Genomic DNA, 12,195 nt, shown 5'->3' on the forward strand with positions numbered 1-12,195 from the left:
GCGAATGAAATTTTGTCTAAAAAAATAGTGGCTCTCTTTAAAACAATTTGGTTCAGATGATCTTCAATACCCGTTTTTGGTCTTAATTTCTGTTTTTTCTCTGTTTAAATAATTCCCATTCCCGGTGGACGGGCATGGTCGGGCTTACATTTTTATAATAAAAATGCCATTGTGATTCCTGTTGATGAGGTATGCCGAGCGATTATTTTGAAATGATGCTGCGTTCCCTGAACCTGACGTCAGAAGAACGGGAGATGGTAGTTAAGAAGCGAAAGGAGCAGTGTATCTGTGATATCTGCCCAACGTATCAGGCATGTAAAGGGGAGAAGGGAGAGGACGAAGCCTTTGCTTTCTGTACACTGGGAGCAAGTGCCTGTATCGAAACTGAGGGTGAATGCCTCTGTTCCACCTGTCCCCTGTCGCGTGAGATGGGGCTTGCGTTTTCGTTTTACTGCACCAGGGGATCTGAAACACAGCAGAAGATCCGTGATGTTATCGGGATGAAGTGACCTGTTCCGCGTGCACGAAATCCATTGTATGCAGTCTTATGTGAAGGGGTATTGTAGTAGTGCAGCAGATTTTGTGGTAAATGGGGGGGTAAATCAAATATTTTCCCTCTCTTAGGGGCGGGAATTGCTTGATCTGCCCCTTCAGGTATCCGTTTTATTGTAACATGATACATGAATCATTCCGTCTGCATACGCTGTAAGGGGTGTTTTTGTTACACAGAGTATGTGATACACACACTTCAGGGGAATTCTTCCCGTTTCCCGGCGGGTGGATAATGGTAAAAAGAAAATAGCAATTATTTGTCGGTCTTTTCTACGATCGTTTCAACAGAAATTGAGGACTCTTTAATGCTTCCGCGTTCTGCAAGTGTTGACCTGACATCCCTGAGGATGTTTTCGAGGAGAACCTCTGCATCACACTGTAAGTCGGTGTCCACGTCGATATATCCGGTGAGTGTTGCGCTAAATCGTTTCATAGTATTCTGCCTTACCGGGATATTGCATCTCTTTGGGCATCAAATAGACGTTACCGACAAAAACGGGTTGGTTTATTGGTGCCCACTTTCCCTTGGTTTGAATAATCATCGAAAACGTAGATCCATAGTGCAGGACTGCAGTGAATGTGATATGGGAGGTGGCACACAATGCGAATTCTTCGCTCAGTCAGGCAGAAATCCTGGAGGGCCAAATAATTATATTGTGATACTATCCGGTTTGTTGCCAGAAATGAACGTGCCCTGTCACGAACCTATATCATCTGATTTGACTCACAGTTAGAGGTAAATTATATTTATATTTCTTTTATTTTTGAAACCATTTTGGTGACACTACAATGCACACAGGAACACAACATATTACCTTTTCAGATTCTGGCAGAGGCACCGTCAGACATGCACTGAAGGATACCGACTGCTCAGTAATTTCGCTTCCGGATGACCTGGGAATCGGACCAATACAGTCGTATAATATCGAAACACGGATTGATTTCTACACCGAAATGTGTCCGAAGGGCAAATTTTCCGGGTATGCAGATGAGATGAGGACGTTATCTGAAACGTTTTGGAAATCGGCATCAGAACTATATGAGAAGAAAGTCGTCTGGTTTTCACGGCGTTCCGTGATGGAATATGCCGGATTTATGGAATTTTTATCACAGCAGGATGATCTCTCCCGGATTGAAGTTGTCGACCTGACGGATGGAATCACCGGTGACGATGGGGGAATATATGGTGGAGAGCCGTACAAAATTGTGACTGACGCTGTCGGTGCGATGAGGCCGGAGATGATTGTTGCTGCACTTGGCACAGCACGACCGCTTAGTGATGATGAAGGTGCATACTATTCTGCTGTATGGGCAAGGCTTCAGGAAGAAAATGCGAATCTCAGATCATTGTGGAGAGGCCAGCTGTATTCGGTTGAAGATGATTTTTATGACGATTTCATCTGTGGTCTTGTTCCGGATGAATGGATTCCTGCTGCACGGGTTGTTGGTGATACGCTTGGACAGCTTAGTGATGAATATCATCAAATTGGTGATAATTACATTTTCAGCAGGGTACGACACCTTGCGGGTACAGGGGTTATTCTTTGCAGAGGAGATCAGACGTCGATGCGTTCTCTTGAAGTGAAGCAGGACTGTCTTTGATTCACCGTACATAAGCATCCAGAAAGAGAGCATCAATATCAACAATTTCCCTTTTTTAATCACCTCCCTGACTTTTTGTGAGTGCGCATCTGCATCAAAAGAGGAGAGGCCCGGAGGGTAACCATAATGCTCACGGCGTGCGCAATGCACATTCAGGACCGTGTGATTAAATTGCCGCAGGAAGTCTTTGAACGCCATGCCGATGCGTATGATGACTGGTTTGTTGTGCACCGGGAGGTGTATCGTGCTGAATGCGAGCGTATCCGGGAGGTACTTCCTGCCCCGGACGCCCGGTCAATTGAGGTGGGCGTTGGGTCCGGGCGGTTTGCTGCACCACTGGGGATTCCGCTTGGGATTGAACCGTCTCTTTCCCTTGGACGGATGGCCCGCCTGCGTGGTATTGAAGTTATCGGTGGGGTAGGTGAGTCTCTTCCCTTTAAAGACGGGTCATGTTCGTCAGTCCTGATGGTGACCGTTATCTGCTTTTTTGATGACCCGGCACGGGCCTTTGCGGAGGCATACCGGGTGCTTGTTCCCGGTGGTGTTCTTGTTGTCGGGTTTCTGGAACGTGGGGGGCGGGTGATTCAGGCATACCTGCACGGTGATGAGGCTCACCGTTTTCTCTCGCAGGGAAGGTTCTTCATTTCAGTTGAGGTGCAGGCGCTTCTCCGGGACGCCGGTTTTTCCATTCGTTCAGCAGAGACGGAGAATGAATTCTCTGTGATTGTTGCGGAAAAGAAAACCATCTGATATGAGCATGAGAAATACGTACGCACCAGAAATCTGCAAGGCATAGCATGAATTCGGGTCACGTCCGGGAATGCCATGTTATGTGCTATCGCGTCAAAAGTCCTGTAGGAATGAAGACTCCCGTTGATGCCCCTGAGATGACCTGTCGTGAAGAGGAAACCGACCAAATCCAGCGGTTCTTTATCCGGCCCGTCTTTTTGAGTCTCACCATTGGCATCCCGTTCTGCATCTTCAAACTCCTCTTTGGCATCACTGCTGTCCGTATCGGGATAGGCACATCGTCTCCCCTCGTCTGGTTTGGCTGGGCTGTCATCATCTGGGCGGCAGCAGACCTTTTGATGAACACCGGAAGAAGTGTTCTCGACCTTCTGGGACACCCGTCAAATTTTCAGTACTGCACAATTGCACAGGCAGGAAGTATTGTGGGGCGGCCGCTGGTCTTTCTTGCAATCGACACCTTCCTCTCATTTGCTATTATATGCTTCATGCTATGGTCCGGGTGGATAACAGAGCTTACAACAGTCGAGGCCTACCTCTGGTATGCTGCAACCACGATGAACCTTATTAGTCTCTCGGTGGTGTCGATTTATAATGAGGCAAGGAGAGGAGCGTGAATCAACCAGAGGGAGCGAGAAAATAATGGACGAATGCGGGAAATAACCAGTACAGATGCCCTGTCCTCACTTCTTCAGCGCCGATCCTTTCACGGTAAACGACCCGCCGTGAATATTGATCCACTGCGTCTCCACCACTCCGATGTGCTGTCCGCATTTCGGGCAATAGACATCATCCCCCTCCCGGACAGTATGGTTGGAGGAGATACGGTTCTTCCAGCAGTGGAGAAGACGGCCCTTGCCTATTTTCTGATAGCGGAAAAGCTTTGCTCCGCACGAGGCGCAGAGGACAGTGATCATTAACTACTAATGTACATTCTCCATGCAAAAAAAAGAGTTATTCGAAAATCGGGTGATCAAAAGAGAGACCGTTGAAGATATGAGTACATCGGATGCAGGGTCATATTCTCTTCGGAAGGCAAGGGTGTACGAACCTCCAAAATGTATCCACCCTATCCATTTAATTACTTTCTGGAAAATTAGATAAATTAAACGCATACCCTGAGGGGGAGTGTAATTGGGGTATCATGTCTCATCTGCTGAAGCGGTATCGCCAGATCGGGGGTATACTGGTAAAATACGGGTTTGGTATAGTCATCCATGAAGTGTTTCCACCCATAGCCCGGCTTGGACTCCGGCGCCCGATAAAGGCCGATTCTCACAGCACAGCACGGCGGGTGCGCCTTGCTCTTGAAGAACTGGGTCCCACATTCATCAAGTTCGGACAGATCATGAGCCTGCGCCGTGATCTCCTCCCGCCTGCCTTCATAGAAGAACTCACCCTTCTGACAGACAGTGTGGCTCCTCTCCCTTTTGAAACGGTCCGCCCGGTAATCGAGGAATATTGCGGCCCGATACCTGATGCTTTTAGCTCTTTTGATGAAACTCCGTTTGCCGCTGCTTCTCTTGCCCAGGTACATCGGGCTGTGTTAAAGAATGGAAAAGAGGTGGCACTGAAGGTGCAGCGTCCCGGTATCCCAAAGCTAATCGAAGATGATATCGCCATCCTGGAATCGCTTGCCCATCGTGTTGAGCGTCGGTATCCCGAATACCAAATATACAATCCTGCCGGACTGGTCCGTGAGTTTGCTATCCAGATCCGGCGTGAACTTGACTTCAATCAGGAAGGGAAGAACGCTGAAGAACTCTACTGGAACATGAGGGAGTTTCCCGACATTGTGCTCCCCCGTGTCTACTGGAGATACTCGGGAAGTCGGCTCTTAACTATGGATCTCATCAAAGGAGTACGCATCGATGACCTTGAGGGTATCAGGGCATGTGGCATCTTTCCCGGAGATCTCACCGAACTCACACTCGGGGCTTATCTCAAACAGATATTTCGTGATGGATTTTTTCATGCCGATCCCCATACGGGGAATCTTCTTGTCACTCCACGGGGGCAGCTTGCCTTCATTGACTGTGGAATGGTTGGAATCATGCGGCCTGAGCGTCAGGAGGTTTTCGTCCGGCTCCTTCTCGGGATTGTGGATGTCGACGTGGAAGCAGTCATCGATGCCTATCGTGGTCTGGGCATCATAATTCATGAAGAAGACGAAGAGGCGTTCAAGGACGAGACCTATGCCATCCTGCAGGGATACCAGCATTTCGGGCTGGAGCAGTTTGAGGTGGCCAATGTGATGGCACAAATACCTGAGGTGATGCGCCGGTATCACATCGTTGTACCTCTTTCCATGATGCAGATCATGAAAGTGATAATGATGATGATCGACATCAACGTCCACCTTGATCCCTCCTTTAATTTCACAGACAGGGTGCGCCCCTATCTCACTGAAATCGTCCATCACCGCTATCTGTCTGCAGAGGCAGTTAAACGTGCCTCGAAGTCAGCAATCGATATTGGAGAGTCTGCAATGGAACTTCCGCAGACCCTCAACGCGGCTATCAAAAAACTCTCATCGGGGCCGTTACGGATTGATTTTGCAACAGACGATGTGCAGGACCTTGGCGCATCCATCCGCTTTTCTGCCTCTGTTCTCCTCATTGGAATGGTTTCATCGGCGTTTCTCATCGGGTCATCACTTGTTGTCCTTTCCATGGACCAGCCAATGGCTTTAGGAATCTGCAGCACCATCGGAAAGTTCACTCTTGGCGGATATGTTTTTGCGATTGCTATTGGCATTGTTGCGATCATCTATGTGGTGCGCCGCCACTGAGTAGTCCCCGGGTTAGTGTGCCGGAGATACCTATTTATGCAGTATCAATGAATTAGGGGATATCATCGAAATTCTCGTGGGGGGAATATATTTTTATGAAGGTTGCCATTGTTGGTTCGGGATTTGGAGGTCTCTCTGCTGCAGCGCTTTTAGCGAGAGACGGCTTTGACGTGCAGGTTTTTGAAAAAAATGAGCGGCCTGGGGGGCGGGCAAGTGTCTACCAGGAGGGGGGGTATTCTTTTGATATGGGTCCTTCGTGGTATCTCATGCCGGATGTCTATGAGAAGTTTTTGTCAGAGTTTGGCAAAACACCCGGCGATTACTTTGAGCTGAAGCAACTGGATCCTGCCTACCGGATGTACTTCGGCAGTGAAAAGATGGTGGATGTATCAGCCGATCTTGATAAAAATTATGCCCTCTTTGATTCATTTGAGCCGGACGGGGCAAAAAAGCTGCAAAATTACCTTGCCTCTGCTGCGGAGAAGTATGATCTTTCGATAAATGAGCTTCTGTATCGCGACTATCGTTCCATCTTTGATTTCTTTAACGGCCGGCTGATGATGGAGGGGAGAAAACTCCACGTCTTCGAAAATCTCGATACCTTTGTGAACCATCATTTCGATAGCGATGAGGCGAGAAAGATTGTGGAGTACTCCATCGGCTTTTTGGGAGGGTCACCCAAAAACACTCCATCCTTCTATCACATTATGTCTCACATTGACCTGACTCTTGGTGTGTACTACCCGGTGGGAGGGATGCGGGCAGTAGTGGATGGCCTGTACCGGCTTGCAGGAGATCAGGGGGCAGTATTTCGGTTCAATGAACCGGTCACCCGTATCCTGACTGAGGAAAAAAAAGCAGTCGGGGTGGAGACGGCAGAGGGCAGATATGATGCCGATCTCGTTCTTGTCAACGCGGACTATCCATTCAGTGAACTTCACCTCATCAATAAGCGGGAACAGACATACAACGAAAAGTACTGGGACTCCCGTGTTATGGCTCCATCGGCCTTTGTTATCTATCTCGGGGTCAACCGCCGTTTTGAGGGACTCGAGCATCACACCCTCTTTTTGGATGAAGACTGGGAGGCAGGGTTTGATCTCATCTTTGACCCAAAGAAGGCAGCATGGCCTTCCCGTCCTTCATACTATGTCAATGTCCCCTCCCGAACCGATCCCACCGCAGCACCGGAGGGGTGTGACACCCTTTTCATTCTGGTGGCACTTGCCCCCGGACTGGAGGATACCCCGGAACGGCGGGAGGAGTTCTACACGCGGATCATGGACGATCTGGAGAAAAAAATCGGTGAGCCCATTCGTGACGCCGTGGAGGTAAAAAAGATATTTGCTCTGGAAGACTTTACCGAGCGCTATAATGCCTATAAAGGCACGGCGCTGGGACTCTCCCATACGCTCTTTCAAACGGCACTCTGGCGTCCGACGCACAAGAGCAAAAAGGTGGAGAATCTCTATTACAGCGGCCACTACACCCATCCCGGAATTGGGGTCCCGATGACGCTCATCTCCTCAACCATGGTGGCAAAGGAGCTTGCAGACCGTTTCAACGAGAGTACATGAACGGGGGGATGTATGGTTTCCCGTACCCACTTCCAAATATTTCGGCGGGGGAGTACGACGTACTTCACGAGCACGCTGTTCTTTCCGCAGGCGATACGGGAAGATGTATTTGTGCTCTACAGCTTCGTCCGCACTGCAGATGACTACGTCGACGCCGTCCCCCAGCAGGGTGAGGAGTTTTGGGCGTTCTGTGACACCTACCGGCGGGCACTCGCAGGGGAGCCTTCGGGGGATGTGGTCATCGATCATTTTGTTGAACTCATGCAGCGTATCAAAATCAAGCCGGAATGGGTGGACGGCTTTCTGGATTCTATGGGCCGCGACCTGCATCAGAATACCTACGAAACCATTGCCGATCTTGAATCCTACTTATACGGTTCCTCAGAGGTGGTAGGGATGATGATGGCCCGGGTTATGAGTCTCCCGGAGGAGTCCCTGCCCGCCGCCCGGGCGCTGGGCAAGTCCATGCAGTTCATCAACTTTATCCGTGACATTGATGAAGACCTCGCGATGGGGAGAACCTACTTCCCGCAGGAGGATTTGGCAGTATTCGGGCTCTCCGGTCTGGAATCGTCGGTGACCCGGAACCGGCCGGACGCGTTCTCACAGTTCATTGAATATCAGGTTGAGCGGTACCTCTCCTGGCAAAAGCAGGCGGATGATGGCTTCTCTTTCATCCCTCCCCGGTTGCGCATTCCCGTCCGGACGGCCTCTGACATGTATCAATGGACTGCTGAAAAGATACGCCGTGATCCCTTTGTGGTCTATGACCACAAGGTCAAACCCTCGGCCGGCAGGATTGTGGCCCGGGCATGTGCCACTACGCTGGGGGTACATCTTTCGCCCGCTGACTGTGCGGGTGAGACCGAGTGACCTCCCTGTTCTCTCTTGCTGTTGCAGTCTCCCGGTTTCGCTTCTGGATCTATACCGGGGGCACCTATGTGGTGGGCTATGCCCTCGGGATGGAGAACTGGCTTGCGTTTTTTCAGCCTGCCTACACCCTTTATCTCATCTACTTTTTCTTCCCGGCGAATGTGTTCATCTATGGGGTGAACGACTACTGGGACGGGGAGACCGATCGGAACAATACCCGGAAGGATGGGCAGGAGCACCGGCTGGCTGAGAAAGAACGGCAGGGGCTTCGCACCGTGCTTTTGGGAGTGGTTGCTCTGAGTGTCGTTCTCCTCATCTTTCAGGACACCGGTGCACGGCTGATATTTCTGTCCTTTCTCGGTCTTGCATACTTTTACAGTGCGCCGCCGCTCCGGTTCAAGCAGATCCCGTTCCTTGACTTCTCTTCCAATATGCTCTACATTATGCCTGGCATATTCGGGTTCTATCTTGCGTCAGGGACGTTCCCCCGCTGGTGCTGGTTGCGGCAGGCTTCCTTCACATTGCGGCAATGCACCTGTTTTCTGCCATTCCTGACATTGCATGCGACCAGGAGGCGGGAATTGCCACCACTGCGGTTTATCTCGGCCGAAATGCGTCTCTTGGACTCTGTCTTCTTTTCTGGACGGCGTTTGCATTTCTGGTGATTGACCTAGCCGGATATTTCCCTCTCAGTTATCTGGTTTTTCTCTTTCCTTTGGTACCGCTGGCTCTTCTTGTCTCCCCTGCACTTCGTATTGAGAGAGTCTACCGGTATCTCCCTCTTCTGAACACTGCTCTTGGGGGGCTCACCTTTGTCGTTCTTTTTCTCCTCGCATTTACCTGGCCGGTGGTGGTTTTGTGATGCACCCACGACGTATCATGACAATTGCCGCTGTGGCCTTTTTTGTGGTGGGGCTGGTCTTTGTGCGGTTTGATACCGGGATGGAAGTGCCTGCAGTCTCAACAGCGTTTGTGGTCATTTTGGCCCTTCCTTCCTATGTGGCCCTGTGGCGGTGGCTTGGTGCTGCAAAGGCGTTTTTTATCCTGCTGGTTTTTAGCATCCTGCCTCTGCTTGTAGAAGGACTCGCGGTTGCAACCGGATTTCCCTATGGGTCATTTTCTTATGCGGGCACCCTGGGCGAACCTCTCTTCGGGCTGGTCCCCTGGACGGTTTCGTTTGCCTATCTTCCGATGCTGTTAGGGGCGGTAACCCTTGCGAGCCGTTTGGTGGGTACCGACTGGCGGCGGTTTATTCCGGCAACGGCTTTTCTGGTGGTGGCAATTGATCTCGTCATTGATCCGGCGGCGGTGCATGCCGGTTTCTGGATATGGGATGGCCCCGGTGTGTACTATGGCATCCCCGCGGTCAATTTTCTGGGGTGGGCAATCACCGGAACGGTCTACGCTGGTCTGTTTTTTCTGGCTGTCCGGGGCCGGTTTGAACAGGGTGAGGCCATACCGTTGTCTGTCGCAGGGAGTATGCTGCTGATTCTCTCATTCTGGAGCGGGTATCTGCTGCGGGAGTTCCTTGTTATTCCGGTGGTGGTGGGACTTGGTCTCATCGGGTTGATTGGGTATGCATATACGAAGGATGGATAGTCCGCACGTAATCGGTTTTTTTTGCCCTGAAAAGATGATTATGCACTTTTTTGCTGCACTGTTTTTTCGCTTCCTTTTTTTGGACTGATGGGGAAAAAGAGTGCCAGGCGTTTATTGTCCATTCGAATTGATTCTGCACAACCGAAACCAATCCCCCGGCATCTCATGAGAAATGATGACCGTTTATGTCCAATTGAAATCAATAGGTGTACACCCAATCCGTATAGCGGGATGGTTGATGCAGCGAGGAATACTTCAGTATGAACAATTTTGGCAAAAAAGTCAGTTTCATCTGGTCGGTGGCAGATCTCCTTCGGGGGCCATATCGCCCGAATCAGTACAGGGATGGTATGCTTTCAGTCCCTTCCATCCCTGAGCGAAAATTCATCGCCTCATATCCCGAATGCGGGTCAACCTGTTTCGATGCCCTCTTTGAGAGGGTAAAGACATCCATTGCGACGCTCCGCGAATACCGTGTGGCGCTCATCTCTGCAGTAGTGGCAGGAAATATTGGTGTGAGGGGAGAAGTGGAAGCATGAAACGCGATATGGATTTGATACGCAAAATATTGCTCAACATTGATGCGTGTGAACATAACGATGCAATATCGGGAATGCAGATTGATAGGTATTCTCATCAGGAGATTGCCTACCATGTCATGCTCCTGAATGAGGCGGGCATCATCAAGGCAAAAATTGTGTGTGATGAGGGTTCAAAAATTCCCCAAGAGTATGTCATTTACTCAATAACACGGGAAGGTTATGCATTCCTGGATGCCTTCGCTGATGAAAGACTGTGGAAGAAGGCAACAAAAGTAATCGGTGATATTGGCGATGCCCCCATTCACCTCGTCATCCCGTTATTCATGGAACTGATAAAAGCTCATGTAATTTAATTGGTGCCTGAAATGTCTCTGTATTAAATATCCCTGTCTAAAATGATCTCTATATTAGAATTAAACATAATTGAATGATATTTTACTAACGGTAGCGATCTAATGGCGCAGCGAGGCGATGGAGGTTTCCCAATACGAAATACTCGTTTTTCAAGCTAAATCCACCGTGATCCACTTTAGAATCTTTTTGTTCCCATTTCAGAAACATTTTGTTCCCGGAACGGAAACTCTCTCTTTGATCCCATCTTTTTGACCTCATGTTTTCGGGAATATAAGGGTAAAACGGACGTAGTTTCTACTCAATTTAACAGCCGGGAAAATATGGGTGTAGTGCCTTTTATTTGCTTAAAATACGCCTGATTGTGAACCATTGAAGGGTCGCTATTGGCAGGTATTTTGTGAGGATGTATTGGCTGTCCTGACTGAGATCGGCCCGCTCCGGGCTACTGTATGGACTCTTTTTTTGAGCCAAAATTCAGCAGGATGTGCAATTAAATCGTTTATTTGCCTTATATTCCTGAATTTCGCCAATAGTATAGGGAATCATAATCCCCGGGCACTCTCCCCAGTGATCCATACATACAGCGGGAGCACTCTTCTTCTCCTTTGATACCGGCAGATATCGAGAGTGGAAGGCACAGTCGGATGTCTGACTGGAGCCCGGAGATACGTATGGAAATTTTGATGATAACAATTACGACGATGGGGAAGATCACGTTTTCACTTTTTCACCTCGTTTTCACTCAAAAACGGCAAAAAGTGAAAACGTAAAATAAGAACAAAATGATGTTCATTCTTCTAAAAGAGATAGTAGTATAGATATATGTACAGAGAGTACTGGATGTTTTCACTCAAATCCAGTATCATTCGACGATTTTGTTTTTTCTGTGGTGGGGAGTGGTTGTATGTGATATTGGGGCAAGTGAAAATGAACCGGGAAAAACAGCATATTATGCTTAAATTCAAATACAACCGTTACAAGGCCCTATTTCATGGTATAAACCAAAGTGAAAACGAGTGAAAACGAGTGAAAATGTGAAAACAAAGAAGGCAAAATGAACATTTTTGCTCTCCCTCCCATTCTGGATCATCAGGACTTCCGGGGGGTCAGCGTTCATGGGTCAGCAGTCTCTTTTGATTGGACGCATGAGAAATGGTATTACCCATAAATAAAATGAGAAAATGCGAGGGGAGGGATTCGAACCCGCGAACTCCTACAAGAATGGATCTTGAGTCCATCGCCGTTGGCCACTTGGCTACCCTCGCGCAAAACGTGCGTAACATAATTGGTGTTCTTTGATATTGATGTTACGGATGTGAGCGCCTGTAGCGGATGCCTATGCAGTCCCTGCAGGTACCATATACCTGTTGAAGACATCGCAATTTGTCATACTGGTAGTATATACTGTTTTACCCTTTTTTTGCAATACACCCGGTGTGCATTCAATATTCAATCTGAATATCAACGTAATAGAGGGAAAAAGAATCAAAAAGAACCAAACTCACCCATTTTGTGGCGAATATTAAGAAATAAGATTGGGGACCCTGACCTACAAAGG

13 protein-coding genes, 1 tRNA gene and 1 pseudogene are annotated in these 12,195 nt (G+C 48.9%); 12 read left to right on the forward strand and 3 right to left on the reverse strand.

Translation table 11 applies throughout. The annotated features are described in order from the left end of the window. Positions 1-191: 191 nt before the first annotated feature. Entirely contained in the window at positions 192-509 is a 318-nt protein-coding gene (locus L0665_RS09505; RefSeq protein WP_274925446.1) for a DUF2769 domain-containing protein, read from the forward strand. Between the two features lie 296 nt (positions 510-805). On the opposite strand, the gene L0665_RS09510 is transcribed toward L0665_RS09505, so the two are convergent. Then, positions 806-985 carry a hypothetical protein gene (locus tag L0665_RS09510; protein WP_274925447.1) on the reverse strand — a complete coding sequence of 60 codons (180 nt, stop codon included), beginning with the start codon at positions 983-985 and terminating at the stop codon, positions 806-808. Between the two features lie 356 nt (positions 986-1,341). Here L0665_RS09510 and L0665_RS09515 point away from each other — a divergent pair, with 356 nt between their 5' ends. The 3 genes from L0665_RS09515 (at position 1,342) to L0665_RS09525 (ending at position 3,518) form a co-directional block, all read left to right on the forward strand. Beyond that, positions 1,342-2,154, forward strand: a complete 813-nt coding sequence (locus L0665_RS09515) for a DUF3658 domain-containing protein (RefSeq protein WP_274925448.1) — start codon at positions 1,342-1,344, stop codon at positions 2,152-2,154. A gap of 126 nt (positions 2,155-2,280) precedes the next feature. Next, a complete protein-coding gene (locus L0665_RS09520; protein WP_274925449.1) occupies positions 2,281-2,904 on the forward strand; it encodes a class I SAM-dependent methyltransferase in 624 nt (207 codons plus the stop codon). A gap of 80 nt (positions 2,905-2,984) precedes the next feature. Continuing rightward, complete coding sequence (locus tag L0665_RS09525; protein WP_274925450.1) at positions 2,985-3,518, forward strand: hypothetical protein; 534 nt, start codon at positions 2,985-2,987, stop codon at positions 3,516-3,518. Between the two features lie 66 nt (positions 3,519-3,584). Here L0665_RS09525 and L0665_RS09530 read toward each other — a convergent pair whose 3' ends face one another. Continuing rightward, on the reverse strand, positions 3,585-3,818 hold the full coding sequence (locus tag L0665_RS09530) for a hypothetical protein (protein WP_274925451.1): 234 nt from the start codon (positions 3,816-3,818) through the stop codon (positions 3,585-3,587). Between the two features lie 227 nt (positions 3,819-4,045). Between L0665_RS09530 and L0665_RS09535 the strand changes: the two genes are divergently transcribed. The 8 genes and pseudogenes from L0665_RS09535 to L0665_RS09570 all read left to right on the forward strand — a co-directional run bounded on the left by L0665_RS09535 (position 4,046) and on the right by L0665_RS09570 (position 10,636). After that, the gene (locus tag L0665_RS09535; RefSeq protein WP_274925452.1) at positions 4,046-5,692 is read left to right on the forward strand and encodes an ABC1 kinase family protein; all 1,647 of its coding nucleotides are present in this window, start codon (positions 4,046-4,048) and stop codon (positions 5,690-5,692) included. Positions 5,693-5,787: 95 nt separating this feature from the next. Further along, positions 5,788-7,269, forward strand: a complete 1,482-nt coding sequence (locus L0665_RS09540) for a phytoene desaturase family protein (RefSeq protein WP_274925453.1) — start codon at positions 5,788-5,790, stop codon at positions 7,267-7,269. Positions 7,270-7,281: 12 nt separating this feature from the next. Next, the gene (locus tag L0665_RS09545) at positions 7,282-8,142 is read left to right on the forward strand and encodes a phytoene/squalene synthase family protein (RefSeq protein WP_274925454.1); all 861 of its coding nucleotides are present in this window, start codon (positions 7,282-7,284) and stop codon (positions 8,140-8,142) included. Then, positions 8,139-8,821: pseudogene (locus L0665_RS09550) on the forward strand (prenyltransferase); the annotation flags it as partial. The gene L0665_RS09545 and the pseudogene L0665_RS09550, both read left to right, overlap by 4 nt. A 36-nt stretch (positions 8,822-8,857) precedes the next feature. Next, positions 8,858-9,004 carry a hypothetical protein gene (locus tag L0665_RS09555; protein WP_274925759.1) on the forward strand — a complete coding sequence of 49 codons (147 nt, stop codon included), beginning with the start codon at positions 8,858-8,860 and terminating at the stop codon, positions 9,002-9,004. Continuing rightward, positions 9,004-9,741 carry a carotenoid biosynthesis protein gene (locus L0665_RS09560; protein ID WP_274925455.1) on the forward strand — a complete coding sequence of 246 codons (738 nt, stop codon included), beginning with the start codon at positions 9,004-9,006 and terminating at the stop codon, positions 9,739-9,741. Before L0665_RS09555 ends, L0665_RS09560 begins: the two co-directional genes overlap by 1 nt. Positions 9,742-10,001: 260 nt before the next feature. Further along, positions 10,002-10,280 (forward strand): restriction endonuclease subunit S domain-containing protein, encoded by a 279-nt coding sequence (locus L0665_RS09565; RefSeq protein ID WP_274925456.1) that lies wholly within the window; start codon positions 10,002-10,004, stop codon positions 10,278-10,280. Beyond that, a complete protein-coding gene (locus tag L0665_RS09570) occupies positions 10,277-10,636 on the forward strand; it encodes a DUF2513 domain-containing protein (RefSeq protein WP_274925457.1) in 360 nt (119 codons plus the stop codon). The genes L0665_RS09565 and L0665_RS09570 overlap by 4 nt, the downstream gene beginning before the upstream one ends. A 1,183-nt stretch (positions 10,637-11,819) precedes the next feature. Here L0665_RS09570 and L0665_RS09575 read toward each other — a convergent pair. Continuing rightward, a tRNA-Leu gene (locus tag L0665_RS09575) sits at positions 11,820-11,902 on the reverse strand. Positions 11,903-12,195 lie beyond the last annotated feature (293 nt).

Origin of the sequence: Methanogenium marinum (assembly GCF_028912405.1) — an archaeon.
GTDB classification, from domain to species: Archaea; Halobacteriota; Methanomicrobia; order Methanomicrobiales; family Methanomicrobiaceae; genus Methanogenium; species Methanogenium marinum.

Coding starts and splice junctions, on each gene's coding strand:
- L0665_RS09505 (WP_274925446.1), top strand. CDS start 192: ATGCCGAGCGATTATTTTGAAATGATGCTGCGTTCCCTGAACCTGACG.
- L0665_RS09510 (WP_274925447.1), bottom strand. CDS start 985: ATGAAACGATTTAGCGCAACACTCACCGGATATATCGACGTGGACACC.
- L0665_RS09515 (WP_274925448.1), top strand. CDS start 1,342: ATGCACACAGGAACACAACATATTACCTTTTCAGATTCTGGCAGAGGC.
- L0665_RS09520 (WP_274925449.1), top strand. CDS start 2,281: ATGCTCACGGCGTGCGCAATGCACATTCAGGACCGTGTGATTAAATTG.
- L0665_RS09525 (WP_274925450.1), top strand. CDS start 2,985: ATGTGCTATCGCGTCAAAAGTCCTGTAGGAATGAAGACTCCCGTTGAT.
- L0665_RS09530 (WP_274925451.1), bottom strand. CDS start 3,818: ATGATCACTGTCCTCTGCGCCTCGTGCGGAGCAAAGCTTTTCCGCTAT.
- L0665_RS09535 (WP_274925452.1), top strand. CDS start 4,046: ATGTCTCATCTGCTGAAGCGGTATCGCCAGATCGGGGGTATACTGGTA.
- L0665_RS09540 (WP_274925453.1), top strand. CDS start 5,788: ATGAAGGTTGCCATTGTTGGTTCGGGATTTGGAGGTCTCTCTGCTGCA.
- L0665_RS09545 (WP_274925454.1), top strand. CDS start 7,282: ATGGTTTCCCGTACCCACTTCCAAATATTTCGGCGGGGGAGTACGACG.
- L0665_RS09560 (WP_274925455.1), top strand. CDS start 9,004: ATGCACCCACGACGTATCATGACAATTGCCGCTGTGGCCTTTTTTGTG.
- L0665_RS09565 (WP_274925456.1), top strand. CDS start 10,002: ATGAACAATTTTGGCAAAAAAGTCAGTTTCATCTGGTCGGTGGCAGAT.
- L0665_RS09570 (WP_274925457.1), top strand. CDS start 10,277: ATGAAACGCGATATGGATTTGATACGCAAAATATTGCTCAACATTGAT.